Raw genomic sequence first — 26,862 nt, forward strand, 5'->3', positions numbered from 1 at the left:
GGGTCAGATCCGCGCCTCCAGGATCAGGTTGAAGGGCGTCTCGGCGGCGCGGCGGAAGCGCGACAAGCCGCCTTCGCTGGCGACCTTGCGCAGCCTTGCCTCGCCGGCCTGTGCGCCGAGCCCGAGACCCACCTCCTGATCGAGCGAGGCCGGCGTGCAGATCATGGTCGATGCCGCATAATAGATGCGCCCGACCGGGTTGAGATTGTCTTCGAGACGGTCCCCCGCGAACGGTTCGACCAGCATGCAGGTGCCGTCCTTGGCCATCGTTTCACGCACGTGCCTGATGGCGCCTACGGGATCGCCCATGTCGTGCAGGCAATCGAAGAAGCAGACGAGATCGTAGCCTTCGGCCGGGTAGGTCTTGGCGGAATGAACGGCAAAGCTGACCCGGTCGCCCAACCCGGCCTCATTGGCCTCCTTGCGCGCGGCCTCGATCGAGCCCTCGTGATAGTCGAAGCCGTAGAAGCGGGAGTTCGGGAAGGCCTTCGCCATCAGTCGCGTCGAGACGCCGTGCCCGCAGCCGACATCGGCGACCTTGGCGCCCCGCTTCAGCTTGTCCACGACGCCGTCGAGCGCTGGCAACCACTCCTGAACCAGATGATGCATGTAGCCGGTGCGGAAGAAGCGGGCGGTGCCGCAGAACAGGCACTCGCTGCGCCGGTTCCAGCCGACTCCCTTGCCGGACTTGAATGCGTCCGTAATCTTCGGCTCGTCGAGAAACGTCGATGCAATGACATTGCCGACCGCGCCGAGGAACACCGGGCTGTCCTCGTCAGCGAGCGCCATCGCCTGCTCGGGCAGCATCGAGAACTTTCCCGAAGCGGAGTCGTATTCGATGTAGCCGGATGCCGCCTGGCTCGCGAGCCATTCGCGGACATAACGCTCCTTCGTTCCGGTCGCGCTTGCGAGCTCGGAAGAGTTCATCGGTCCCTTGGCCGCGAGCGTACGGTACAGACCGAGCTTGTCCCCGAGCAGCACCAGCGATGCATTCATCGCCGCACCGAACTCGGTGACCATCTTGCCCATAAAGGCATTCAACCTGTCGGAATTGACCTCCATGACAGCCTCCATGCGATGTCGGACATTTTCAAGGATCTGCGCAATAAGCGTGGGGCGCACGCTTGCGGGTCCTGTAAGTGGGTCAATCCGGCACGGAGGAGGTTCAAGACGTCACGAAGAGGTAATCCGGGAACCAAGTGACGTGATCAGCGGCATCGCATCGCTGGTATTCGTACGTTCCCGGGCGTATAATTTGCGAGCTTTTTCGACGGTCTCCTGTATGCCCAGCCTCGTACGTTCCTGCGGTCTTGCCACTCTCTTCGCGGTGCTTTGCCTCGGCGGAGCGCCGGCGCATGCGCAGGTCGCGCCCCTGCAATATTGGATCCCGGGCGGGCCTTTCGGCTTTGGCGGCAGCGCCGTCCAGAGCTCCGACGGCTACGGCACTTTCCCGAGCTTCAATGCCGGCGATGCCAACGCAGGTTACGGTTTCCGTCCCGGTTTCTTTGTCGGAAGCCAGCACGGCAATCTTGGTTTGAGTGGCCTCAGCCAGCCGGTGCCTTCAGGCAATTTCAGCGCGCTCTCTTACGACAGCACGCAGTTCGGCTACAACTACAAGACCGCGGGCGGTATGCCCGTCACGTTCTTTGCGGGTTTCGACACGCTCAAGCTTGGCAACGGCATCGGCAGTTCGCTTGCCCCGCTCACCTCCAGCGCCGCGCCCGGCTATGGCGCGTTCGCCGGTGTCGAGTTCAAGCCGACCTCCAACCTCAGCCTGTCGTTCGGCGCCGGCTTCACCCAGCGGGACTCAGGCCGCATGGACAGCGACATCAATTCGTCGATGCTGCCCGGCGAGTCGCCGGCGTTGAGCGGCTTGCGGCGCTAGAGCGCTCAGGCGTCGATTTCGCCACCCGCTTGACCGCGGCCGCGCTGGCCTACGACAAGCCTGCTATCAGCGGACGTTGCAGGTGCTTCGCCATCAGCTCCGCCGCTTCGGCGTAACGCCCCGTTTCCAGAACCTCGAGCAGGCGCAAATGCTCGCGCACGTGCCGCCGCATGCCGTCGCGGTCGGCGAAGCTGCGATAGGCGAACAGGCGCCGGATCGAATTCACGCGCCTGAGCGATTCTAGGAAGAAGGGATTGCCGGCGCCGCGGATGATCTCCTCGTGGAATTCGCAACCGGAATGAAAGACCTCGCCGATCGTCATCTTCTCAAGCTCGCCTTCGAATACGCGCTGCTGGCGCTCGCGCAAGCGTGCAATCACCTCCTGCGGCAGCGCGAAGCCGGGCTGCGCGATCGCCGCAGGCTCGATCACCGCGCGAAACGCCATGGCCTTGGCCTGGGCTTCGGGGCTCGAGACCGTCTCTGCGAAGCGCCAGCCATAACCGGGCAGGCGAGCAATCCAGCCCTCGACGGCAATCCGGTCGAGCAGTCGCTGCAGCTCAGCCCGGCTGAGGCCATAGCGGCGCATCAGCTCCGCCTCGGTGACGTCAGCGGGCAGCCGGCTTGCGAGCACGTCGCCTGCGATGGTCGCATAAACCTGTTCGCTGCGCCTGACGGCTGCGAGGGCCGGCTGGGCTGCGCCGCTGGTCGGATTCTTGGCCAGCACGAACCCGCGATGCGGCTCGCCGCGCGCGAGTCCTGCCGCTTCCAGAGCCTTGAGGCCGAGCCGGATCGGCGCGCGTGAAAGATCGAGCGCATCGGCAAGCCGTTGTTCGATCAACCGATCACCGGCTTTCATGCCTTCGCGTTTGGCGAGCGCCATGATCAGGCCAGCGAGGTGCTCAGCGCGCTCGGAACCGCCTCTGCTCGAGGCGGGCTGTCGGGAGCTGTCGGAGGTGGTCATTGCAGTGCACGCTGATTTTGAGCTTGACAGATTGTCCCATGGATTGTTCTTTAATGCAATAATATACAATCAAGTCCAGGGAGAGCCCGATGGCGCATGCGCCGGATGTCCTGATTTGCGAGGTCGGCCCTCGCGATGGCCTGCAAAACCTGGACGTGTTCGTTCCCACCGAAGCCAAATGCGCGCTGATCGATGTGATCGCCGCCGCCGGCATGCGCGAGATCGACGCGGGATCCTTCGTGCCGCCGAAGGTCGTGCCGCAATTCGCCGATGTCGACGCGGTGATGGCGCACGCCCTCGCGCACAAGACCGCGACCATCGGTGCACTCGTGCCGAACGTGAAGGGCGCCGAGCGCGCCATCGCCGCCGGTGTCGACGCCGTGTACTTCGTCATCTCCGCCAGCGAGACGCACAACCGCGCCAATGTGCGCCGCTCGATCGAGGAGCAGCTCGAGGGGTTTCGCGCGGTCCGCGCCGCGATCGACGCCTGTCCGGCGGACCGGCGGCCGCACCTGATGGGCGCGATCTCCACCTCCTTCGGCTGCTCGCTGGAAGGCGAAGTGAGTGAAGCGGCGGTGTGCCGGGTCGCGCGCGCCTTTGCCGAAGCCGGCGCCGATGAGATCGGGCTCGCCGACACCGTCGGCTATGCCACCCCGAAACTGATCAGGCAGATCGTCGAAGCCGTCAGGCGCGACGTCGGATCGCAAATGACGCTGCGGCTTCATCTGCACGACACGCTTGGCGCCGGCCTTGCCAATGCCGTCGCCGGCCTCGAAGCCGGGATCCGGCGTTTCGACGCCGCGGTGTCGGGACTTGGCGGCTGCCCCTTCGCTCCCGGTGCCCGCGGCAACATCGTCACTGAGGATCTCGTGTTCATGCTGGAACGCATGGGACTTTCCACCGGCATCGACCTGGACCGCCTGATGCAGACGCGCGAGATTCTGGCCCGCCATATCGCGGCAAGACATCTGACCGGGCACCTGCACGAGGCCGGCATTCCCAAGGTGCTGCGGAGGGCGGCATGACGGTCGCGGCCGAGACGGTATCGGAGCTGCGTCCGCTCGCCGGCATTCGTGTCATCGAGTTCAGCCAGATGGTGATGGGGCCGAGTTGTGGCTTGATCCTCGCCGATCTCGGCGCCGACGTGATCAAGGTCGAACCGCCCAAGGGCGACCGCACCCGCTATTTCAAGGGTCCCGCGGCCGGCTTCTTCGCCACCTACAGCCGCAACAAGCGCAGCATCGCGTTGGACACGTCGACCGCGGAAGGCCAGAACATCGCGCGGCGGCTGATCGAGGACAGCGACGTCCTGATCGAGAATTTCCGGCCCGGCCTGCTGAAGCGGATCGGTCTCGATTACGAGTCGGTTGCCGCTTTTGCGCCACGCCTGATCTACTGCTCGCTCAAGGGCTATCTGCCCGGCCCCTACGAGAACCGCCTCGCGCTCGACGAGGTCGTGCAGATGATGGGCGGTCTCGCCTACATGACCGGCTTGCCGGACCGGCCGATGCGCGCCGGCGCCTCGGTCAACGACGTCATGGGCGGCATGTTCGGCGTGATCGCGATCCAGGCCGCACTGGCCGAGAGGCAGCGCACCGGCCGCGGCCGCTACATCCAGAGTGCGCTCTACGAGAACAACGTGTTCCTGATGGCGCAGGCCATGATGTGCGAGGTGGTCAGCGGCCAACCCTCGATCCCGTATTCCATCAAGGACAGTCCCTGGCCGGTCTACGATCTCTTCGACACCAGGGACGGCTCGAAGCTGTTCGTCACCATCGTCGGTGAGGAGCAGTGGGAGGCGTTCTGCCGCGCCTTCGATCGCGAATCCTGGCTTGGCGATCCGCGCTTTGCGACCAGCAACGATCGTGTCGACCATCGCGGCTGGCTGATCCCCGAGATCGCCAAGATCTTCAAGCAATGGGACAAGGCCGATCTCGCTGCGCGCCTCGATCAGCTCGATCTGCCCTACGCGCCGGTGAACAAGCCCGGCGATCTCTTCGATGACCCGCATCTGAACCAGTCGGGCGGGCTGACCGACATTCACCTGCCCGATGGCGGCGAGGCGAAGACACCGCTGTTGCCGATCTCCATGGACGGCCGCCGCCTGCCCAACCGCTACGACCCGCCGCAGATCGGCGAGCAGACGCGCGAGATCCTGACCGAGATCGGCATGTCGTCGAGCGAAATCGAAACGCTGCAGAGAGCAGGAACGATCCGGATTGCGCCAACGCCGTCCTGACGAACAGATCGATCAAGCAAGAACCGAGGGAGGAGCACATGAACATCACCAGGCGCCAGGCGCTGATCGCAGGCTCCACGTTGGCCGGCGCATCGATGCTGTCCGGGCAGCTCCGCGCCGAGACCAAGCAGGTGTCGCTCGCCTTCGGGCCGGTGTCGCCGGTCTATGCCATCGGCATGATCGCCGAGCTGAAGGGGTACTTCAAAGACGAGGGACTCGACTCCAAACTCATCACCGGCAACGCCGGCACATTCGGTCGCCAGACGCTGGCGGCGGGACAGGCATTGTTCGCGCATGGCGATGCCAGCCATCCGCTCCAGCTCAGCGCGCGCGGCAAGCCCTGCAAGATCCTGCTCGCGACCGAGATGGTGTGCTCTTACGCCAACATCATGGTCCGGCAGGACCTGTACGAGAGCGGCATCAATTCGGTCGAGAAGCTTGCGGAGTACAAGCGAGACGGCGCCAAGCCGATCGTCGCGGCCACCGCGATCGGCTCGGGCACCTGGGTGTTCGGCACCTACGTGTTCGAGGCGCGCGGGCTCGGCGACAAGGTGAACTGGGTCGCCGGCGGCGGGCCCAACACGATGTTTCCGTCGCTGCAGACCAAGCAGTTCGACGCCATCATGGCGCCGCCGAGCTGGGTCGTCGAAGTCGACAAGAAGGGTTTTGGCAAGACGATCTACGACACCTCGAAACCCGGCGTGTTCGAGAAGGATTTTGGCGGAACGCTGCCCGTACTCGTGATCTACACGCTGCAGGACACGGTGGAGCAGGACAAGGCGATGGTGCAGGCCTATGTCAATGCCATCTACCGCGCGATGGCGTTCGTGAAAGCGACGCCGCTGGCGGACGTGCAGGCGCTGGTCACGCCGAAATATTTCTCCGGCATCGACCCCGATGCGGTCAGCGCCGAGCTCGGCTTCGACAAGTCGACCTGGGGCTATGACGGTGTCATCGACAAGGCCGCGTTCGAACGCGGCGCCAAGCCCTGGTACCGCAAGGGCACCGACATTCCCGAGACGAAATACGAGGATGTCGTCGACATGAGCTTCCTCCAGGCGGCCAGGGCGAAATACAAATGATCGCCGCGCCAGGTCCGGGCCTTACGCTCGCGCGAAACGAGGACGAGAGAGCCGCGCCGCGCACCCGCATCGCGGTGCAAGCTCTCGCCAAACGCTTCAACGCGTCCGGCCGCGAGTTCGTCGCGGTCGACGACGTCTCCTTCGAGGTCAAGCAGGGTGAATTCGTCGCGCTGCTCGGTCCTTCCGGCTGCGGCAAGAGCACCATCCTCAACATGGTCGCGGGACTGTTGCCGCGCTCGGGCGGACGCATCCTGATCGATGAGGACACGGTCGAGACCGGCAAGGTCAACCCCAGGGTCGGCTATGTCTTCCAGCGCGACACGCTGTTTCCCTGGCGAACCGTGGAGCAGAACATCGGCTATGGGCTGGAGATCGCGGGGCTGCCTAGGACCGAGCGCGCCGGGCGCGTCGCCTCGGCCGTCGACAAGGCCGGGCTCTCGGGTTTTGCGCAGAGCTTTCCCCGCATGCTGTCCGGCGGCATGCGCCAGCGCGTCGCCTTGATGCGTACGCTGATCCTGGAGCCCGAGATCCTGCTGATGGACGAGCCGTTCGGCGCGCTCGACACCCACACCAAGCTCGAGATGCACAAGACGCTGCTGGAGATCTGGGAACGCGAGCGGCAGACTGTGCTGTTCGTGACCCACGATCTCGGCGAAGCCTTGACGCTGGCGAGCCGCATCATCCTGCTCTCGGCGCGGCCCGGCAGGCTCAAGGAAGACTTCGACGTCGCCATCCCGCGGCCGCGCGATCCCGTGGCCGTGCGCGGGACCGCCGAATTCGGCCGCCTCTACTCTCACATCTGGCATTCCCTCGGCGAGGAATTCCGCCGCACCAGGGCCGACTGACCATGTCCAACAGCCGTACCGCCGTCCTGTTCTGGCAAGTGGCCATCCTCGTACTGGTTCTCGTCGTCTGGCAGTGGGGCTTTGAATGGAGCAAGGCGCTGTTGCCGAAGGCCTATGTGCCGAAAATCCTCGATCCGTATTTCGTCGCCAAGCCATCGCTGATCTGGCAGAGCTTCCTGCGGCTTGGCTGCTTTGCCGATTCCGCCGGCTTTGCCGCCTGCATCAACGGCAGCGACAACAATCTGTGGCTCGCCACGCTCGTCACGCTGAAGAACACCTGGTGGGGATTTCTGTTCGGGTCGGCGAGCGGAATCGCCGCTGGCCTGGTCCTCGGCCGTTCGGACTTCCTTGCCCGCGTGTTCGGGCCCTACGTCGTGGCGCTCAATTCGATACCGCGCATCGCGCTGGTGCCGCTGGTCATCCTGATCTTCGGCCTTGGCGATCTCTCCAAGATTGCCACTGCCTGGCTCGTCGTTTTCTTCGTGGTGTTCTTCAATACCTTTGAGGGAACGCGTGCGGTCGACCGCGACCAGATCGCCGCCGCCCGTCTGCTGGGTGCCAGCGAATTCACCGTGCTGCGCACGGTCGTGATCCCGTCCGCACTGGCCTGGGTGTTCGCGTCGCTGTTGCCGGCCGTATCTTTTGCGCTGATCGGCGTCATCGTCGGCGAATTCATCGGTGCCGAGCGCGGGCTCGGCAAGCTGATCATCGAGGCTGAGGCGCGCGCCAATGCCAGCGAGATGATGGTCGCCATCTTCGTCATGATGTTCGTCGGGATTGTGCTGGCGATCGCCGTGCGTTCGCTGCAGTCCTACCTGCTGCGATGGCAGCCGCAATTCGAGCCGTCGGCCTAGCAGTCCGGAAGCAATCGGACGGTGGGCGGCAGGTACCGCGTCACCGGCTGAATCGGGCCACCAGCTCGACATGCGGCGTGTGGCGGAACTGGTCGACCGGCACCACGGTCTCGATCCTGTAGCCGCCGTCGATGAGGAGCCGCGCGTCGCGGGCGAAGGTTGCGGCGTTGCAGGACACCGCGATCACGACGGGCACCTTGCTCGCAGCGAGTTTCAGCGCCTGCGCCTGCGCGCCCTGGCGCGGCGGATCGAACACCACGGCGTCGAAGTCGCGCAGCTCCGGCGGCACCAGCGGGCGGCGGAACAGGTCGCGCGGCTCGGCCTTGACCGGCTTCAGCCCGGGTGTGCGCGCGGCCTTCACAAGCGCGGCGACGGCGCCGGCGTCGTTGTCATAGGCGGTGACGCGGGCCTTCTCGGCGAGCCTCAGCGCAAACGGACCGACGCCGCAGAAGAGATCGAGAACCTCCTTGGCCTTGCCGACGCGCTCGGCGACGAGAGACGCCAGCGCCTCCTCGCCCGCGACCGTTGCCTGCAGGAACGAGCCCGGCGGCAATGTCACGTCAGTGCGGCCCATCTTGACCGTCGGTGGCAGACGCTGCAGCACCAGCTCGCCATGCCGCGTCAGCCGTGCCAGGCGATGCTGCTCGGCGACGCGCGAGAGTGCAGTGACGAGCGGTGTCGGCAGCGGGCCGGAGCCGCGGACGTCGACATCGAGGCCGTTGGCGGTCGCGGTGACCTGGATGTCCAGCGGCTTCGTCACCGGCATTCTGGACGTCAGCGGTTCGGCAAGCGCCCAGGCGGCGTCGAGCGCACCCTCGAGCCCGGGATCGAGGATCGGGCAGCGATGGATCGGGATCACGTCGTGCGAGCTCGCCGCCGAGAAGCCGACCTTGAGGACGTCGTGCGTGCCGAACCGGCCGTGCAGCGTGACGCGCCGGCGGCCCGCGCCATGGGCATCGACCAGCGGCGCCACCTCGCAGTCGATGCCGGCCTGGGCCAGCGTCTCGACCACGATGCCGCGCTTCCAGGCGTGGTACGGTTCGGGCGCCCAGTGCTGGATGGCGCAGCCGCCGCAGATGCCGAAATGCGGGCAGAACGGCTCGATGCGATCGGGGCTGGCGACATCGACCGCGAGCAGCTTGCGCCGGTCGGGATGGTTGCCGGCGACGTGGTCGACCTCGACGGTCTCGCCGCCGAGCGTGTAGGGCACGTAGATCGCTTCGCCGGCCTCGAGGCAGACGCCGTCGCCGCGATGGCCGACGTGATCGATCCTCACGCGCTCAACCACGGCGCGCGCCCAGGAAGAATTCGACATTGCCGTCGCCGCCCGTGATCGGGGAGGGGAACACCTCGATATCGGTGCAGCCGAGCGAGGCGGCGAAGGCCGCGATGTCGTCGCAGATCTCCCGGTGCACGGCGGCGTCGCGGATGATGCCCTTCTTGTTGTGCTTCCGCTCGGCCTCGAACTGCGGCTTGATCAGCGCCAGCAGGCTCATCGGCGCCGCTGCCAGCGACAGCGCCACGGGCAGCACCGTCTTGAGCGAGATGAAGCTGACATCGATGACGACGACATCGGGCCGCGCCGGCAGCCGCTTGCCGTCATAGCTGCGGATGTCGGTCTCCTCCATCGACACGATCTTGGGATGGTCGCGCAGCGAGGGATGCAACTGGCTGGTGCCGACATCGATTGCGAACACCAGGCTGGCGCCGTTCGCCAGCAGCACCTCGGTGAAGCCGCCGGTGGAAGCGCCGACGTCGAGGCAGACATGGTCCTCGATCTCGATGCTGTAGCGCTCCAGCGCGCCGGCGAGCTTGACGCCGCCACGGGAGACGTAAGGTTGCGCCGGCTCGGCCTGGATCACCGCGTCCTCGGCGATCGTCTCCGAGGGTTTTGCGACCTGCTTGCCGTCGGCGGTGACGAGCCCGGCCTCGATCGCCGCGCGCGCCCGCGCCCGGCTCTCGAACAGGCCGCGCTCGACCAGCAACACATCCGCACGTTTGCGGGCAGGGGACATCGGCTCTCCGGACGACGATTGAAACGTCTATGGTGCGATCAATCGCGCGGCCGCCATCCGGACGCAAGCCTCGAACGCGGCCAGATCGTGCCAGACGTCAATCGGCATCTGCGCCGGCGTCACCAGCGGGCAGCCGTGCAGTTCCAGCGCATGGATCATCATGAGGTTGTCGACGAGACCAAAATCCTCGACCGTCAGCCCCTGTGCATCGACCAGCCGTCCGTCCTCGGAGGTCACGTCCACGAAGCGGCCGACACGGTCGGCATAGGCGGCGCCGTCGTTGGAATAGGCCAGACAGAACTTGCGGCGGCCGGCCATGTAGCCGAGCTCGTAGACCGTGCCGGGATCGGCGCCAGCGCCGCGGAACGGCGTGAGATTGGCGATGATGACATCGGCCTCGTCCATCATCGCCTCGTTGCCGCAGAAGATCTGCCGCGAGGCGTCGGGCGCGGTGAGGTCGATCGCGTTGTCGAGGGGGAAGAGGCCGGTGAGGCCGTGCGCGGCGCAGATCGCGGCCTTGCGCCGGCCGATCTCAACCGCATCCGGCAGGAACACGTCGGGACCTGCCAGATAGATTTTCATGGCCGTGAGCCGCTTTGCCGAAGGTCGAAGCTCGCCTTCAGGCGAGCTTGACCGTCTCGGTCTTGACGTCCTTGCCGAGCGCCTCGAACACCTTGGCGACGATGCCCTTGGCGTCGAGACCGGCACGGCCGTACATCGCGGCCGGCGTGTCGTGGTCCTGGAACACGTCGGGCAGCACCATGGAGCGGAAGCGCACCATGCCGCTGTCGAGCGCGCCCTGGTCGGTCAGGAACTGCGCGACATGCGAGCCGAAACCGCCGACAGAGCCTTCCTCGATCGTGATCAGGATCTCGTGGTCGCGGGCGAGCTTGAGAACCAGCTCGGTGTCGAGCGGCTTCATGAAGCGCGCATCCGCGATCGTGGTCGAGAGGCCGTGGGCGGCGAGTTCGTCGGCCGCCTTCTCGCATTCGGCGAGGCGCGTGCCGAAGGAGAGCAGGGCGATCTTGCTGCCCTGGCGGATCATGCGGCCCTTGCCGACCTCGAGCGGAACGCCGACTTCGGGCATCTCGATGCCGCGGCCTTCGCCGCGCGGATAGCGCAGCGAGCTCGGACGGTCGTCGATCGCGACCTGGGTCGCCACCATGTGCACCAGCTCGGCCTCATCCGCCGCCGCCATGATCACCATGTTCGGCAGGCAGCCGAGATAGGCGTTGTCGAACGAGCCGGCATGCGTCGCGCCGTCGGCGCCGACGAGGCCAGCGCGGTCGATGGCGAAGCGGACCGGCAGGTTCTGGATCGCGACGTCGTGCACGATCTGGTCGTAGCCGCGCTGCAGGAAGGTCGAGTAGATCGCGCAGAACGGCTTGTAGCCTTCGCTCGCAAGACCGGCGGCGAACGTCACCGCGTGCTGCTCGGCGATGCCGACGTCGAAGGTGCGGTCCGGGAAGGCCTTGTTGAAGATGTCGACGCCGGTGCCGGACGGCATCGCCGCGGTGATGGCGACGATCTTGTCGTCCTTCTGGGCTTCCTTGACGAGGCTCTGGCCGAACACGTTCTGGTAGGCCGGCGCATTCGGCTTGGCCTTGGCCTGGGTGCCCGTCGCGACGTCGAACTTGACGACGGCGTGGTACTTGTCGGCGGAGGCTTCCGCCGGGCCATAGCCCTTGCCCTTCTGCGTCACGACGTGGACCAGGATCGGGCCGGTCTCCATGTCGCGCACGTTCTTCAGCACGGGCAGGAGATGGTCGAGATTGTGGCCGTCGATCGGGCCGACGTAATAGAAGCCGAGCTCCTCGAACAGCGTGCCGCCGTCCATCATGAAGCCGCGGGAATATTCCTCGACGCGGTTGGCGCGGTTGGCGATGATCTTGGGCAGGCGCTTGTTGATCTGCTTGGCCGCATCGCGCAGCGTGCGATAGGTCTTGCCGGAGTAGAGCCGCGACAGATAGGCGCTCATGGCACCCACCGGCGGCGCGATCGACATGTCGTTGTCGTTGAGGATCACGATCAGGCGCGAGTTCATCGCACCGGCGTTGTTCATGGCTTCATAGGCCATGCCCGCCGACATCGCGCCGTCACCGATTACGGCGATAACGTTGTTCTTGCCGCCGGAGAGGTCACGCGCGACCGCCATGCCGAGGCCGGCGGAAATCGAGGTCGAGGAATGTGCCGCGCCGAACGGATCGTAATCGCTCTCGCTGCGCTTGGTGAAGCCGGACAGGCCGCCGCCGGTGCGCAGCGTGCGGATGCGGTCGCGCCGGCCGGTGAGGATCTTGTGCGGATAGGCCTGGTGGCCGACGTCCCAGATCAGCCGGTCGCGCGGCGTGTCGAAGACGTAATGGATCGCGGTGGTCAGCTCGACCACGCCGAGGCCCGCGCCGAAGTGACCCCCGGTCACCGAGACGGCGTCGATGGTCTCCTGCCGCAACTCGTCGGCAACCTGACGAACCTGCTCGATCTTGAGCTTGCGCAGGTCATCCGGCGTCTGGATGGTGTCGAGAAGCGGCGTTTTACTGTATGCGTTCACGGCGATTTCCAATTTGTCAGCGCCGGAAGATCGTTCCGGTGCGCGATGGGTTTGCACAATATCGGCGCAGCGCGAGTCCTAAAACCGTCGGAGCCACCTGCATGGGGCGAGGCCCCGTCTTCAAGCTTAGGTGAGCTCAGGTGCGCTCCGGTTCAGTCTCTGTGATCCCTGTCACTTAGATCGGCTTCGTCCGTCCCAGCCAATTCACTAGCAGATTGAAGCGCTTGTCGTCGGTAATCGGTGCCCACGCAAGGCTTACAAAAAGCCACACTCCGCGCAGCTTTACACCAAAGCTTGGGCCAAAGCCAACCCGCCGGACCGATTACCGGCATGCACCTGCAACCCGCGGGCCAGAGTGGTTAATCCTGGTCCCAGCTGTAGGGTTCCAATCTTTGCCCGGTTCTTCGGCAGGATTTTGGGCGAATGGAAGGCCATTTTGGACGGATTCGGAGGGCGAGAGGCCCCCCGCGAGCGAGTTCCGCGACCTTTCCGGCGGGCCGCCCCGGCCCCATGAGCGAAATCAGCCGCGTGCGATCATGAAAAAATGCAGGCGGCCGATGCCTGAGACGGGCGGCTTTGAACGGCCGCCCTTACTGCACGTCGAGCGGCGCGGTTCCGGTGGCCTGACCGCTGGCATCGGTGGTGATCTTGTCGACTCGCGCCTCGGCCTGGCGCAGCAATTCCTCGCAGCGGCGCTTCAGCGCCTCGCCGCGCTCGTAGATCGTCACGGATTCCTCGAGCGGCACCTTGCCGTCCTCGAGCCGCTTCACGATCGTTTCGAGTTCCTCGATCGCGCGCTCGAAGGTGAGCCTGGAGACGTCGATTTGGGTATTTTCGGCCATATCCGTTTCCGATTGCCCGATTCGCATTCCTTGCAGAGAAGGGGCGTTTTGCGGGCTTAGTGTGGCGGGATCGTCAGGCGCCCATCAGGGCGCCGACATGCGCCGTAACAGATTCTTTCAATCCTTGCAGGTCATAGCCGCCCTCGAGCACGGAGACAACGCGCCCTCCGGCGCTCTTGTCGGCAAGGTCCATCAGCTTGCGCGTGACCCAGGTGTAGTCCTCCGCGCGCAAATTCAGCGAGGCCAGCGGATCGCGGTGATGCGCATCGAAGCCCGCGGAGATGATGACAAGCTCGGGGCTGAATTTTTCGAGCTGCGGCAGGATCAGATGCTCGAACGCGGCGCGGAACTCGGGTCCGCCGTCTTCGGAGGCGAGCGGCGCATTGACGATGGTGTCGTGCTCGCCGCGCTCACCCTTCGCACCGGTACCCGGAAACAGTGGCATCTGATGCGTCGAGCAGTACATCACGGTCGGGTCCGACCAGAAGATGTCCTGCGTGCCGTTGCCGTGATGCACGTCGAAATCGACGATGGCCGCACGCTTGATGCCGTATTTGCGCTGCGCATGACGCGCGGCGATCGCGACATTGTCGAAGAAGCAGAAGCCCATCGGCTTGCCGATCTCGGCGTGGTGCCCGGGCGGGCGCACCGCGACGAAGGCGTTGCGATGCTCGCCATTCATCACGGCTTCGGTCGCGGCCACCGCGCCGCCGACGCCGCGCATGACCGCTTCCCACGTGCCCGGCGACATCGAGGTGTCGCCGTCGATATAGACCTGACCGCTGGTCGGCGCGATGTGGCGCAGCTCGGTGACGTAATGCTCGTTGTGGCAGAGCGTGACGAGATCGAGATCGCCTTCCGGCGCCTGGTCGCGCACCAGGAACTGGAAGCGCTCGTGCGATAGCGCTTCTTCGACCGCCCGCAGGCGGTCGGGTCTTTCGGGGTGTCCGGGCGGCGTGACGTGGTCGAGGCAGGCCTTGTGGGAGAGGAGAAGCGTGCTCATCAGGTCGGCCTCATGGGATGCGGGCTCTTGACGTCGTTGGCGCATCCGGCGCCAAAACGCAATGCAAAACCCAATCTATGCACTTGGTCTGGAATGGCAAAGGATTGTCCCGGACCGGTCCGTTTGATCCGAATCAATTCACGCGGAGGATGCGGGTGAGCGGCAGCGGACCGATCGGTCCGTGCGCCCTGAAGAAGGCGAACAGGGCGTCCGCGTCGTAGCCGCCATATTGCGGCGCCGTGCCTTGCTTGGCGACCGTGAAACCGTCGCCGCCCACGGCGAGGTAATCGTTGACGGTGACGCGGTAGCCGCTTCCAGGCTCGACCGGCCTGCCGTTGAGCATCATCTTCTCGAGGCTGATGCGCTCGCCGAATGGCTTGGTCGCATCCCAGGTGTAGCTGAAGCCGTTCGAGACCTGGAGAATCCGCGGCCGCTTCGGATCGAGCCATTGCTGCTCCAGCATGTCCTTGAGTTGGCTGCCTGTCAGCGTCATGGTGACGAGGCGGTTGCGGAACGGCTGGCTGGCGAAAACATCGCCGAAGGATATGGCGCCGTTCTCCTTCGGGATGATGTCGGTGCGGATGCCGCCGGGATTGGTCAGCGCGATCACCGCGCTGCCGTCCCTGGCCTCCCTGGTGGCGGCAAGCTGCGCGTCCGCGATGACGTCGCCGAGCGCGCTCTCGCCGGCCTCGTTCGGAACGCGCGACAGCGTTTGCGTCACCGATCCGGCCGGGCGATTGGCGATCGGTGCGGAGAGCTTGTCGTAAGCCTCGATCAATGCAGTCTGTTCGGGATCCTTCGCCAGCGAGGCATTGGCGACGATGACGTTCTCGCCTTTGGCACTGACGATATCGCGCGTCACAGGATCGAGCTTGAGGTCGATCGCGGTGACCAGCGTGCCGTATTTGTCGCCGCTGGTGACGAGCCGCCCGTCGATATTGCAGACATAGGCGCGGTGCGTGTGGCCGCTGACGACGACGTCGACGGCGCGGTCGAATTTCTTCACGATATCGACGATGGGCCCCGTAATCGCAGGGCATTCATTGTAGTCGCCCGAGGGCTCGCCGCCCTGGTGGATCAGCACCACGATCGCCTCGACGCCGCGCGCCTTGAGCTGTGGCACCAGCGCGTTCACCGTCTCGGCCTCGTCGCGGAACTCGAGGCCTGCGATGCCGGCGGGCGAGACGATGCCCGCGGTCTCTTTCAAGGTGAGCCCGATGAAGGCGACGGGGATGCCCTCGAACTCCCTGATCTCGTAGGGCGGCAGCACGCTTCTACCGGTCGCGGTCTCGATGGTGGAGGCCGCGAGATAGCGGAATTTGGCGCCCGTGAACGGATGCGGCCCCTGGCAGCCGTCGACCGGATGACAGCCGCCGTTCTGCATCCGCAACAGCTCGGTCTTGCCCTCGTCGAACTCGTGATTGCCGACCGATGTGATCGCAAGTCCCATCATCGAGAGCGCCTCGACCGAGGGCTCGTCGTGAAACATTGCCGACAGGAACGGGCTTGCGCCGATCAGGTCGCCGGCGGCGACGAAGATCGTGTTCTTGTGCCCCTCGCGCAGCTGCTTCACCAGCGTCGCCATGTATTCGGCGCCGCCCGCCGCCACCGTCACCTTCCTGGCCTTGTCCTCGGGATCGCCGATCCGGATTCCGCCCGGCGGCGGCCGCAGATTGCCGTGGAAATCGTTGATCGCGAGGACGCGCAGCTCGACCGGCGCTGCGGTCTGGGCCGCGGCGGGGATCGTGGCGAGTGCGAGCGTGAGGGTGGTCAGGCGGAGAAGATGTCGCATGGAACCAGACTAGTCGTTCCGCGCGAAGTTTTCACGAAGCATTGTCGTGAATGTGCCGCGGCCAGATGTGGGGTTCTGCCCCCAACCACAGTCTCGTAGGGTGGGCAAAGCGAAGCGTGCCCACGTCTTTCGCTGTCCTCGCGAGATGGTGGGCACGGCGCAAATGCGCCTTTGCCCACCCTACGATTCCAGACTGGCGGGGGGAAAGTGCGCCCCTACCGCTTCTTCCTGTTCGCAAATGCGTTGAACGCGGCGATCGCTTCGTCCGACTTCAGCCGCTCGCCGAACAGATGGCCTTCCTGGTCGATGCGGCGGGTGAGCTCTTCGGGCGGGGTGCGCAGCAATTTGCGCGAGGTCGCGACCGCTTCCGCCGGAAGCCGGCAGATCTCGCGAGCAACCTTGCGCGCCTCGACCTCGGTATGTCCCGGCGAGACCACGGTGTTGACGAAGCCCGCCGCATGCGCCTCCGCAGCGGTGAAAGTCCGCCCCATCACCAGCATCGCGAAGGCACGCTGGTAGCCCATCGTGTTCGGCATCAACAGGCTGGCGGCGCCGACCGGAACGAGGCCGAGATGGATATAGGGCGCGGAGAAGGTCGCCGCGTTCGAGGCCAGCACATAGTCGCAGTGGAACAGCATCACGGTGCCCATGCCGATCGCGGCGCCGTCCACGGCTGCGATGATGGGCTTGACGTTGAGGGCAAGCGAATAGAGAAATTTTGCGCCGTCCGACAGCGTCTCGGGGCGCGACGTGTCGGCATGCATGAAGTCGTCGATGTCGTCACCGGCGGTGAACACGCCGGAGCCGCCGGTGATGATCATGCAGCGGATGTCGGGATTGTTCTGCGCGGTGTCGATCGCGCGGCTCATCTCGCGGTACATGTCCTGCGTGATCGCGTTCTTCTTGCTCGGGCGGCGCAGGGTGATCACGCGCGTTCCGCGCTCTTCGGTGACGACGATATTGCCATTCGGCATGAAAACCCCCTGCGCGTCGCCGCGACGCTTGCCTTTGGCGAGTCTCGCAAGCCTCAGCCTACATCATCTTGCAGGCGTGCCAATCCGCCCGCCCGGCCTTTTCAGGGCCCATCCCCGTGATCCCGGCGCATGCCGCCGCCGCGGCTCTCTCCCGTTGCGGAACCGCACTGCGCCGGATCAGGCCGGTTGTATCGCTTCGCACATGCAGTTGCGCATTGCAACAAATGGCTACAATGTTTCATTTGAAAAACCGGTGGTTGTGGGGCACGATCCCACCTGATGCCATCCCATTTGGCCGATTGCTCGATTGATGATTGCCACAACGGGCGTTGACGAATCCTCGCTGCGCTATCACGGCTGGCGCGTCGTGCTGGCCTGCTTCCTGATGGCGTTCTTCATGTTCGGCTTTGGCCTCTACGGCCAGGGCGTCTATCTCGCCGAGCTCCAGCGCGCCCATGGCTGGCCGGGCACGCTGGTCTCCGCCGCCAGCACCTTCTCGTTTCTCCTGACCTCCGTTCTCGTCATCTTCACCGACGATCTGCTCGGCCGCATCGGGCTGCGCGCGCTGATCCTGTGTGGCCTGTCGGCGCTCGGCGCTTCGACCGTGCTGCTGGCGTTGATGCAGACGCCCTGGCAGCTCTATCTCGCCTATGCGCTGATGTCAGTCGGCTGGACCGGCATGGGCACCGTGGTGATCGCGACCGTGCTGAACGCCTGGTTCGAACGGCGCCGCGGGCTCGCGCTCAGCCTCGCCTTCAACGGCGCGACCTGCGGCGGCATCGTCCTCGTACCGCTGTTGCTGTCGCTGACCGGCAGCATCGGCTTCCGGTCGGCCATGCTGGCCGCCACGATGGCGATGGTGGTGCTGGTGCTGCCTGTGGTCGTCATCTTCATCGGCTGGCCGGCACAGACGTCGCCTGCATCGGGCGAGCGATCGTCCGCCGCCACGGCGGCGCCGACCCATTCCCGCAAGACGCTGCTCGCCAACGCGGCGTTCTGGACCATGGTGCTGCCGATCGCGATTGCGCTGCTGGCGCAGATGGGATTCATCATCCACCAGGTGACGTTCCTCGAGCCGCTGATCGGCCGCGCCAGTGCCGGCCTCGCGGTCACCCTCATGGCGGCAATGGCGGTGGTCGGCCGCCTGTCGCTCGGCCTGTTCGTCGACCGGCTCGATCCCAGGCTCGCCTGCGCGGCGTCGATGACGAGCCAAGCGGCGGCTTTGTTCGTGCTGCTCCAAAGCACGAGCCCGACCGTGCTGCTCATCTGTTGCGCCGTCTACGGCTTCTCGATCGGCAACATGATCACGTTCCCGCCCCTGATCATCCAGCGCGAGATCGGTGCCGCCGCCTTCGCCGCCGCGATGGGGTTGGGCACGTCGATCAGCGGCATCGTCAGCGCCTTCGGCCCCGGCATCATCGGCCTCGTGCGGAGTTTTACGGGCAACTACACGACGGCGTTCGCGCTGTGTGTGGCGCTGGATCTCGTCGCGGCCGGAATCGTGCTGTGGCGGCCGGGGCGACGGGCGAAGCTCGCCGCTTCGTAGCTACGGATTCCACATATTCGCTGTCATCGCCCGCGAAGGCGGGCGATCCAGTATTCCGAGAGAGCAGTTACTGAATCGGGAAGCCGCGGCGTACTGGATTCCCCGCCGTCGCGGGGAATGACAATGGAGAGGAGGAGAGGCCTCCTCATATATCGCGGTGGCAGCCGTATCCCTTACCCCAGCAACACCGCATCCGCCGCAGCGACCGACTCCGCGCTCTCCGTCACCGTGCGCTCGAGCGCGCCGGCCTGCACGCTGATGTTCTCGGCGAAGAAGCGCGCGAGCGAGACGTAGCGCGCGGCCTCGGTATTGCCGCCGGCCTTCGCGGCAAGCGCTTCGGAGGCCAGCATACAGCCGCCGAGCGTGGCGCCGAACTGCTGCAAGTACGGCGTCGCGCCGGCGAGTGCTTCGTTCGGCGCGGAGGCCATGCGCTCCAGCAGCCACTTGCTGGTGCGCGTCAGCGCCTCCAGTGCCTCGCGCAGCTTCGGACCCGTGGTGCCGAAAGCGGGATCGTTGGAGGCTTCGACCTGCTTCACGGTAGCCGAGAGCTCGTCGAGCAGCGTCCATACCGCAGCGCCGCCATTGGCCGCGAGCTTGCGCGTGACGAGATCGATCGCCTGGATGCCGTTGGTGCCCTCGTAGATCGCGGTGATGCGCGCATCGCGATAATACTGTGCCGCGCCGGTCTCCTCGATGAAACCCATGCCGCCATGCACCTGCACGCCGAGATAGGCGACCTCGTTGCCGATGTCGGTGGAATAGCCCTTGGCCATCGGCGTCAGCAGCGCCGCGCGGGCGGCGGCGTCCGCGCGAACCTTCGGGTCCTTGGCGCGCGTCGAGATGTCGATCGCGACCGCGGTCGCATAGCAGATGGTGCGCGCGGCGGCGGTCTGCGCCCGCATCCGCATCAGCATGCGCTTGACGTCGGGATGTACGAAGATCGCGTCCGAGCCATCGCCCTTCTTGCCGACGGCGCGGCCCTGCTTGCGCTCCTGCGCATACGACAAGGCCTGCTGATAGGCGCGGTCGGCGACGCCGACGCCCTCGAGGCCGACGCCGAGGCGGGCCTGGTTCATCATCGTGAACATGCAGCGCATACCCTGGTTCTCCTCGCCGACCAGGAAGCCGATCGCGCCGCCATTGTCGCCCATCGTCATGGTGCAGGTGGGGGAGGCGTGCATGCCGAGCTTGTGCTCGACGCCAGAGGCAAAGATGTCGTTGCGCTGCCCCAGCGAGCCGTCTTCATTGACCATGAACTTCGGCACGAGGAAGAGCGAGATCCCCTTGGTGCCGGCGGGCGCGTCCGGCAGCCGCGCCAGCACGAAATGCACGATGTTGTCGGTCATGTCGTGCTCGCCATAGGTGATGAAGATCTTCGTCCCCTTGATGCGATAGGTGCCGTCGGCTTGCTTTTCGGCGCGGGTGCGCAGCGCGCCGACGTCGGAGCCGGCCTGCGGCTCGGTGAGCTGCATCGTGCCGGTCCACTCGCCGGAGATGAGCTTTTCGAGATAGATTTTCTTCAGCTCGTCGCTGCCATGGGCATCCAGCGCCTCCATCGCCGACGCCGTCAGCAGCGGGCAGAGGCCGAAGGCGACGTTGGAGGCGCTCCAGATCTCGGTGCAGGCCGCGTTGATCGCGAGCGGCAGGCCCTGACCTCCAAAATCTTCCGGGCCTGAGACCGCGTTCCAGCCGCCCTCGGTCCAGCGCTTGTAGGCATCCGGCCAGCCCGGCGCGGTCGTGACCTTGCCGGCGTCGAGCTTGATGCCGTGCTCGTCGCCGACCTTGTTGAGCGGCGCCAGCACGTCGGTTGCGAACTTGCCGGCTTCCTCCAGCACGGCGGCAACGATGTCGCCGTCGAAATCGCCGTAATGGCCGGCCTCCACGGCAGCCTTCAGGCCGGCGCCATGGTTGAGCGACAGCAGCATGTCAGAGATCGGCGCGCGGTAGGTCATGGCTCACTCCCGTGGATAGATATTGGCGCCGTATTCCCATGAAACGGGGGAGGTCTCAATGGCCGCGATACGGGACCGCACCGGGCCCTTGCCGGGGCCTATAATAAGGTGTGGCGCCGTCCCGAGCCGACGGCCCGCGGTAATTTGCCCCTCCAGGCGGTTGAAATGCTGCGCCGCTCCCTATAGACCGGCTGCGACCAAAGGGAATCTGCGGTAGCCAGTTCTTCCGCCCCGTTCCCTGGTCGCCTGTTGGGGCGTAGCCAAGCGGTAAGGCAGCGGATTTTGATTCCGCCATTCGGAGGTTCGATCCCTCCCGCCCCAGCCAGGTGCAACGCCCTGAATTTCCTTCCAAATCAGCTTTGTTCTCAGTCGCGTTGTGAGCGCGTTTGGAAATTCGTTTGCCCGGGCATTTGGAAATTCTGTGCTGTTTTCGTTTCCCCGCCACCTGCATGCCAGGTCGGTTGCACATGGCCCACCGCATGTTCTTCAACGTGTCATTACGGTGAGAAGCGGGCAACGCGCATCAACTGCCGCAGTGGGGCAGCGCGTATCGACTTGATCCCTTCGCGCGAGGATCGGCAGTCGGGGTGAGGCGCCTGGTGTTGCTCAGGAAGCGCTTTGGCGGATATTGCCGTCGCCGGTCTGGTCTTGAGCTTCAGCTACGTCGCTATCCCGTTGCTCAACTTGCTTTTGCGCTAGGAGATGTGCGTGCCGCTTGCGGGTCGCCGCCAAGGCGCGTTGCATCGTTTCCTTGGCGTAGCCGCGATAAGCTTGTGCTGTTTTGTGTCCCGACAGCGCGCGGCCTTGACCATCCGTCAACTCGGCTTCTTCCAATTCAGTCATGCCGCCATGTCGGCATGCGTCGAGCGTGAACAGCTTGGACACGCCTTCGATCTTCTTGCGCATCTGCTGAACGACTTTTTCCATCCCGGGGTAAGACCAGACTTTCGCTGCTCCCTTGGATTCCCCGCGCTCGATCCGACGCATGATCATGGGAACGCCGATCTTGGGGAGATGGCCCAAGATGTCTTCTGCTTCGGCATAGAACTTGACGACTTCACCATCCTGCTTTTCTTCCAGAGGATGCCAGACCAGGGACTTGTTCTTGTGGTGCTCGATCCGCACCGCATGTGGCCAGTTCTTGCTGCGGTAATCTGGCCAGGTCAAAAACCCGGCCACGACATTCTCCGGCCGCTGCAGCCATTCAAAGCAGATGACCGCAACAGCGGCCGGCTCGGGCCGGCCATGCTCGATGCAACCCCACGCAAACCGGTAGACCTCTTCGCGCGAGACCGCATGCTTCTTGGTCTTGGTCCGGGATTTGAGAGTAAAATCATTCCAGGGATTCGGGTGCTTCTTATCGAACAGGTCCGGGTGCAGGCGGCCCATGATGCGCCAAACCTTGCGGCACAGCCCGACGACCTTTTCGCCTTGCCGCAGCCTAAGACCGTTCGGCCCGTTGATGATCCTGTCGTAGATCTTGTCAGCTGCTCTAGGCGTAACTTCCCGGATCTGTCGCTCGCCAATACGCCGGCCGCTCTTACCGACGGTATCGCAAATCATCTGCATAATGCGTTCGTAGTCTGGCCGCGATCGCGGCGAGACCTTCTCGGTATAGGCCTTCTCTGTTTTGTATTGCCGAAACAGCCAATCGAGCGTGCCATAGCGCGCGATCTTGCCTTGCTCGACCGGATCACCCTTGCGACGATCGTTCCATTCATCGAACAGCGCGTTGAGTGTCGCGGCGCGGCCTCCTTTGCCGTCGTCACCGCACGCCACATCATAGCTTGTGCCCAATGGCTCGTTGGCCATCTCGCATCCAAGTTTGCGGTAATGCGTGGGAATGCGGAAGTAGAATCCAAGTGGACTGCGGGCAAGTCGGCGCACTTCCACGAACCGCGGCAGAGGGCGCTCCAGCGCTACAAATCCTCGGCGAGGTCGCCCGGCGCCAGGTCCGGGGCAATAGCTCGGTCTAGATCGTCTCTCAACCACAGTTGACGTCGTCCTTCTTTTACACGTGGCTGAGGATACTCCGAACCAACCCGTTTTAGAAAGGATTCTGTGGTCGGCTCACCACAATAACCAGCTGCAATCGCGGCTGGCATGCGACGCGGCCAAGCACCAACTGGAATGATGGCAGAGCGCCGCATTGCCGAACCAAAACGCTGAGTTCAATGAAGCTGGATGAGCAGCGCCGGGAATGACGATGGCGGAGCTGTTTGATCCCAATCAAACATGGGTGCACGAGTTGCTCAACTGCAAGCAAAGCAAGGTTGCTGCATTGTGCGCCCAAGTCACGCCGCTTGTGTGGCCCTTCGTCCGAGTAGCTGGCGCTAGGTCATGCGGATCATAATCGTGTTATCCGCCGCTGCCACGCGGTTTCGACCCCTTGTGCCTTCAATAAAAGGCATTCTGCGGCTGGAGCAGGCTGGATCTTCAGTGATAGCTGTTGATCGGCGGTAGCGCGTTCGCATGCGAACCGGGGTCTCGTGGACCGAGCCGCGTTGCGTCTCGGCCGTTCGGCTTCGATCCCTCGCGGAAGCAAGCAGCAGATATATAATGTGTCGCTCGCCGGAGGCACTCGCACGAAGGGCTGCCGCTTCGCGGCACCGTTATCACTGCCCATCGCGCGGGTGCCTTTTTGAACCGGTCTCGCGACTGCACTCGGTCCCGGGTCCCGCCGCGTTCCGCGTCGGCGCTATGCTGACCCTCTTGCGGGTGCCTCTTTTGATTTGCTCACTCTTGCTTTCGTTTTCGATCTTTTGTTCTCACTTATGCTGACCTGCTCACCATTCTCTTGATTGAGATCTCAGGGGCGTTGCCCCTCGCGCGCGCCAGGGTGAAGCGCCGGCTTTGCCGGCGCCGCCCCGAGCGGTCTCCCCAGTCTTCCGCGCTTGTTTCAACCAGCCTCCTTCGGACTTCAGGCAATCGCTTGTGCAGACCCGCTCGCGCGAGCGGCCCTTCCGGGCGGGAGATACCCCTCCGCTCGGGTCGCCCTGGCACTTGCTACCCCCAGTCTCGCCGACGGGCAGGGTGCAGGCGCGTGGTGCGCCTTGCACCCATGGAAGCAAAAGGAAGAATGATCATGTCGGCCAAGTCAGTTGAAATCATTCCCGTGAGCGGGAGGGAGACGTTTATCCCGCTCAACAAGCCCAAAAAAGTCTCCCAACAATGCGCGCAAGACTGCGCATAGCGAGGCGGCGATTGAGGGTTATGCGGCGAGCATCGCCGCGAAAGGCATCCTGCAAAATCTGGTGGTCGAGCCCGAACTGGACGGTGAGGGCGTGGCTACGGGGTTCTATTTGGTGACCATCGGCGAGGGCAGGCGGCTTGCCCAGCTGCTGCGGGTGAAGCGGAAGGAGATCAAGAAGACTGAGCCTATCCGTTGCATCATCGACACCGCAAACGATCCACACGAAATTAGCCTGGACGAGAATGTCACCCGGGAAAACATGCATCCTGCTGACCAGTTCGAGGCGTTCAGGAGGCTCGCGGAGGAGCGCGGCCTTGGTGCGGAGGAGATCGCCGCTCGCTTTGGCGTGACGGCTCACGTGGTGCGGCAACGGCTGCGATTGGGATCAGTTTCGCCACGGTTGGTTCAGCTCTATAGGGATGGCAATCTGGCTCTTGATCAGTTGATGGCGTTTGCCATCACAGGCGACGTGGTTCGGCAGGAAAGTGTCTACGAGCGTCTTTCCTATGACCGTGAGCCGAGCACGATCCGCCGTCTCCTCACCGAAACCCATATCGCCGCGACCGATCGCCGAGTGCGGTTTGTCGGGCTTGAAGCTTATATCGAGGCAGGCGGTACGGTTCTGCGCGACCTCTTCACCGAGGATCGTGGCGGCTATCTAGAGGACGTGGCGCTGCTTGATTTGCTGGTGACGGCACGGCTTGGCCGAGAGGCGGACACTCTTCGAGCGGCCGAGGGATGGAAGTGGACTGAGCCCCATCTCGACTTCCCACATGCCCACGGGATGAAGCGCGCTTACCCGCATCCGGTCGAGCTTTCGGCGGAAGATCAGACCGCTCTTCAAGCGCTTCAAACTGAGTTCTGATTGGCTGACGGAAGAGCATCAAACGGCCGAGGAATTGCCTGATGAGGTGGATGCACGGCTCGGTGAACTGGAGAGCCAAATCGAGCAACTCGAAGCGAAAAGGCAGGCCTACGATCCCGGCGATGTCGCGCGCGGCGGCGCGTTCGTGACGCTCAATCATGACGGTACCATCAGGATCGAACGCGGTCTCATCCGCCGCGAAGACGAGAAGCCCCAGTCCGAAACTGGGCTGGACGGCGAGGCTCAGGCACAGGATGAGGAGCGCGATGGGGACGACCAAGCCACGCGTGATGGTGAAGGAGAAGAGGCGGAAAGCGAAGAGGACGAAGAAGAACAGAAGCTGTCCGACACACTCGTTCGTGACCTCACCGCGCATCGTACCTTGGGGCTGCGTCAATCTTGGAGAGCAGCCGGACGTTGCCATCGTGGCAGTTACGCATGCGCTCGCAGCACAAATCTTTTATGTTGGGGCCAATGCCCATGTGGTTGGCATCCAACCAGTCAAGACGGATTTGGCCACGCATGCGGTCGGGATCGAGGACACTCCGGCCGGCAAAGCGTGGTCGGATCGCCACGCCAATTGGGCGCGGCAAATGCCCCGAGACGTCGCCAGACTGTGGGAATTCGTGGCCGAACTCGACCACGACAGCCGCATGGCGCTGTTTGCACATTGCGCGGCATTGACGGTCAATGCGGTCAAATTGCCATTTGACCTGAGGCCCCGCGCGTTGGCGGTGGCTGGCCGTTTGGCCGGAGCCGTCGACCTCGACATGACCGGATACTGGCGGCTGACGGTGCAATCCTATCTCGGCCGGGTCACCAAGGCGGGCATTCTGGAGGCTGTCCGCGAAGGCGTTAGTGAGGAGGCCGCCGGCCGCTTGTCGGGGATGAAAAAGGTCGAGATGGCGGCGGCCGCTGAGCAGTTGCTGGCGGCAACCGACTGGTTGCCGCCGTTGCTGCGCACGGCCAAGACGCAGGATCAGGCCGGTGCGCCAGACACGGTGCAAGGTCACGATTTCTCCTCGCAAGCGGCGGAGTAAGAGCAGAGCCGGGGGCGCGAGGACGCCCCCGGCTTCCTTCAAAATCCGGCCGCGCACCTTACGGCGCGCGGCCGGTTCAGTCGGAGCGAAACCGGCGATCACGCATGCTAGCCCGTCTCCAAATGCGGGCTACGATCGGTCCGATCTACGCCGTTGCAGCGGCCAGCGTGGCTGTGCCATGCCTCCCTTTTGGCAGCGGCCAGCGCTCAGGTTGGGGTTCTGATCGTGTCTGGACCTCGCGTATCCGACGCGCAATCGCGCGAATAATCCTGGCCGGCGCCGTCGTTTGCTGATGCGAAAATGCGATCTAGCTCGCTTGGTTTGTCCGGTGCATCGTGCTTTGATTGATGAGCGGACGTCGGCTTTTCTTTGATCGACCCGCCGTTTCCCATGCTGCACCGAGCGTTGGCAGCCATGGTCATCGCCGTCAGTCCAGGTCATGGGCGCGCGTCCAACGCAACTCGATTGGCTGATCAGGCCCGAGGGACGGCAAGAGCCTCGATCGCCTTCCCGCAACGGCTGACGCCTGCTTTTTTCCCCTGCCGCCGAGCGGCGGCATTCCTCGCGGAAGACAAAAAAGCAGGCTTTCGCCGTCCTCCGCTGCGCTGCGGGCCCAAGGGCTGCGGGCCGATCGCCCCCCGGGCCAAGGATCGCCATCGAGGCTGCGATGGGCGCGGCCCGAACAACAGACAGACGGAGATCACCATGGCGACCATCGGCACTTTCACCGCTTCGGACAACGGCTACACCGGCTCGATCAAGACGCTGACGCTGAACATCAAGGCCAAGTTCGCGGCCTCCGAGAAGGACAACGACAAGGCTCCCGACTTCAGGATTTTCGCAGGTGCAACCGAATTCGGTGCCGCCTGGAAGAAGACCGTTCGCGACAGCGACCGCGAATATCTCTCGGTCAAGCTTGACGATCCGAGCTTCCCGGCTCCGATCTACGCCTCGCTGGTGAAGATCGAAGGCGAAGAAGGTTTCAGCCTGATCTGGTCACGCCGCAGCGGCGACTGATCGCCGGGATCATCGGCCCCGCCTCCTCGGAGGCGGGGCCGTTTTGCGTTGCTTGCATCGCTTTAGAAGAAGGGCAGGAGGGGATTTCTTCCTCGAAAAAAAGGCACGCTGCCATGGATTTGTGGCGCAACTTGAAGCCGGTTTGAGGCGCCGAATGACGAATTCACGAGCTTCCGGGCGGGTCTTCTTTGAGCGATTGGCGAGCTCGA

Annotated in this window: 20 protein-coding genes, 1 tRNA gene and 1 pseudogene; 10 read left to right on the forward strand and 12 right to left on the reverse strand. The window is 64.4% G+C overall.

The genetic code is table 11. The annotated features are described in order from the left end of the window. Positions 1–3 precede the first annotated feature (3 nt). Positions 4–1,062, reverse strand: a complete 1,059-nt coding sequence (locus NLM25_RS12235) for a class I SAM-dependent methyltransferase (RefSeq protein WP_254117043.1) — start codon at positions 1,060–1,062, stop codon at positions 4–6. Between the two features lie 220 nt (positions 1,063–1,282). Between NLM25_RS12235 and NLM25_RS12240 the strand changes: the two genes are divergently transcribed. Beyond that, the gene (locus tag NLM25_RS12240; protein WP_254137136.1) at positions 1,283–1,885 is read left to right on the forward strand and encodes a hypothetical protein; all 603 of its coding nucleotides are present in this window, start codon (positions 1,283–1,285) and stop codon (positions 1,883–1,885) included. 49 nt (positions 1,886–1,934) lie between these two features. Here NLM25_RS12240 and NLM25_RS12245 read toward each other — a convergent pair whose 3' ends face one another. After that, entirely contained in the window at positions 1,935–2,846 is a 912-nt protein-coding gene (locus NLM25_RS12245) for a GntR family transcriptional regulator (RefSeq protein WP_254137137.1), read from the reverse strand. Positions 2,847–2,935: 89 nt separating this feature from the next. Between NLM25_RS12245 and NLM25_RS12250 the strand changes: the two genes are divergently transcribed. The 5 genes from NLM25_RS12250 to NLM25_RS12270 are packed head-to-tail and all read left to right on the forward strand — an operon-like array spanning position 2,936 to position 7,866. Next, a complete protein-coding gene (locus NLM25_RS12250) occupies positions 2,936–3,871 on the forward strand; it encodes a hydroxymethylglutaryl-CoA lyase (RefSeq protein WP_254117046.1) in 936 nt (311 codons plus the stop codon). After that, positions 3,868–5,085 carry a CaiB/BaiF CoA-transferase family protein gene (locus tag NLM25_RS12255; protein ID WP_254137138.1) on the forward strand — a complete coding sequence of 406 codons (1,218 nt, stop codon included), beginning with the start codon at positions 3,868–3,870 and terminating at the stop codon, positions 5,083–5,085. The genes NLM25_RS12250 and NLM25_RS12255 overlap by 4 nt, the downstream gene beginning before the upstream one ends. A 38-nt stretch (positions 5,086–5,123) precedes the next feature. Further along, positions 5,124–6,167, forward strand: coding sequence for an ABC transporter substrate-binding protein (locus NLM25_RS12260; RefSeq protein ID WP_254137139.1), 1,044 nt, complete (start codon positions 5,124–5,126; stop codon positions 6,165–6,167). After that, positions 6,164–7,012, forward strand: coding sequence for an ABC transporter ATP-binding protein (locus tag NLM25_RS12265; protein ID WP_254137140.1), 849 nt, complete (start codon positions 6,164–6,166; stop codon positions 7,010–7,012). Before NLM25_RS12260 ends, NLM25_RS12265 begins: the two co-directional genes overlap by 4 nt. Before the next feature lie 2 nt (positions 7,013–7,014). Continuing rightward, entirely contained in the window at positions 7,015–7,866 is an 852-nt protein-coding gene (locus NLM25_RS12270; RefSeq protein WP_254137141.1) for an ABC transporter permease, read from the forward strand. Positions 7,867–7,906: 40 nt separating this feature from the next. Here NLM25_RS12270 and NLM25_RS12275 read toward each other — a convergent pair whose 3' ends face one another. The 8 genes from NLM25_RS12275 to NLM25_RS12310 all read right to left on the reverse strand — a co-directional run bounded on the left by NLM25_RS12275 (position 7,907) and on the right by NLM25_RS12310 (position 17,040). Further along, positions 7,907–9,154 carry a methyltransferase gene (locus tag NLM25_RS12275; protein WP_254141166.1) on the reverse strand — a complete coding sequence of 416 codons (1,248 nt, stop codon included), beginning with the start codon at positions 9,152–9,154 and terminating at the stop codon, positions 7,907–7,909. After that, complete coding sequence (locus NLM25_RS12280; RefSeq protein WP_254137142.1) at positions 9,147–9,881, reverse strand: TlyA family RNA methyltransferase; 735 nt, start codon at positions 9,879–9,881, stop codon at positions 9,147–9,149. The genes NLM25_RS12275 and NLM25_RS12280 overlap by 8 nt, the downstream gene beginning before the upstream one ends. A gap of 27 nt (positions 9,882–9,908) precedes the next feature. Continuing rightward, positions 9,909–10,463, reverse strand: coding sequence for a nucleoside 2-deoxyribosyltransferase (locus NLM25_RS12285; RefSeq protein ID WP_254137143.1), 555 nt, complete (start codon positions 10,461–10,463; stop codon positions 9,909–9,911). 37 nt (positions 10,464–10,500) lie between these two features. Then, complete coding sequence (gene dxs / locus NLM25_RS12290; RefSeq protein ID WP_254117054.1) at positions 10,501–12,429, reverse strand: 1-deoxy-D-xylulose-5-phosphate synthase; 1,929 nt, start codon at positions 12,427–12,429, stop codon at positions 10,501–10,503. 590 nt (positions 12,430–13,019) lie between these two features. Beyond that, the gene (locus NLM25_RS12295) at positions 13,020–13,271 is read right to left on the reverse strand and encodes an exodeoxyribonuclease VII small subunit (protein WP_027516568.1); all 252 of its coding nucleotides are present in this window, start codon (positions 13,269–13,271) and stop codon (positions 13,020–13,022) included. Between the two features lie 73 nt (positions 13,272–13,344). Then, positions 13,345–14,274 carry a histone deacetylase family protein gene (locus NLM25_RS12300; RefSeq protein ID WP_254137144.1) on the reverse strand — a complete coding sequence of 310 codons (930 nt, stop codon included), beginning with the start codon at positions 14,272–14,274 and terminating at the stop codon, positions 13,345–13,347. Between the two features lie 133 nt (positions 14,275–14,407). Further along, positions 14,408–16,066, reverse strand: a complete 1,659-nt coding sequence (locus tag NLM25_RS12305; protein WP_254137145.1) for a bifunctional UDP-sugar hydrolase/5'-nucleotidase — start codon at positions 16,064–16,066, stop codon at positions 14,408–14,410. A 215-nt stretch (positions 16,067–16,281) separates the two neighbouring features. Beyond that, a complete protein-coding gene (locus tag NLM25_RS12310) occupies positions 16,282–17,040 on the reverse strand; it encodes an enoyl-CoA hydratase-related protein (protein WP_254117057.1) in 759 nt (252 codons plus the stop codon). A 310-nt stretch (positions 17,041–17,350) separates the two neighbouring features. On the opposite strand from NLM25_RS12310, the gene NLM25_RS12315 reads away from it, so the two are divergent. After that, complete coding sequence (locus NLM25_RS12315) at positions 17,351–18,586, forward strand: MFS transporter (RefSeq protein ID WP_254137146.1); 1,236 nt, start codon at positions 17,351–17,353, stop codon at positions 18,584–18,586. 173 nt (positions 18,587–18,759) lie between these two features. On the opposite strand, the gene NLM25_RS12320 is transcribed toward NLM25_RS12315, so the two are convergent. Further along, a complete protein-coding gene (locus NLM25_RS12320; RefSeq protein ID WP_254137147.1) occupies positions 18,760–20,538 on the reverse strand; it encodes an acyl-CoA dehydrogenase in 1,779 nt (592 codons plus the stop codon). Between the two features lie 250 nt (positions 20,539–20,788). Between NLM25_RS12320 and NLM25_RS12325 the strand changes: the two genes are divergently transcribed. Beyond that, a tRNA-Gln gene (locus NLM25_RS12325) sits at positions 20,789–20,863 on the forward strand. A gap of 281 nt (positions 20,864–21,144) precedes the next feature. Here the strand turns inward: NLM25_RS12325 and NLM25_RS12330 are convergent. Then, entirely contained in the window at positions 21,145–22,350 is a 1,206-nt protein-coding gene (locus NLM25_RS12330) for a hypothetical protein (protein ID WP_254117060.1), read from the reverse strand. Positions 22,351–23,623: 1,273 nt separating this feature from the next. Between NLM25_RS12330 and NLM25_RS12335 the strand changes: the two are divergent. Together NLM25_RS12335 and NLM25_RS12340 are read left to right on the forward strand one after the other, a co-directional pair. Next, positions 23,624–25,636, forward strand: a pseudogene (locus NLM25_RS12335) (ParB/RepB/Spo0J family partition protein). A gap of 705 nt (positions 25,637–26,341) precedes the next feature. After that, positions 26,342–26,653, forward strand: coding sequence for a DUF736 domain-containing protein (locus NLM25_RS12340; RefSeq protein ID WP_254124209.1), 312 nt, complete (start codon positions 26,342–26,344; stop codon positions 26,651–26,653). The last annotated feature ends 209 nt before the right edge of the window (positions 26,654–26,862 follow it).

Source organism: Bradyrhizobium sp. CCGB01 (assembly GCF_024199795.1).
Taxonomy (GTDB): Bacteria; Pseudomonadota; Alphaproteobacteria; order Rhizobiales; family Xanthobacteraceae; genus Bradyrhizobium.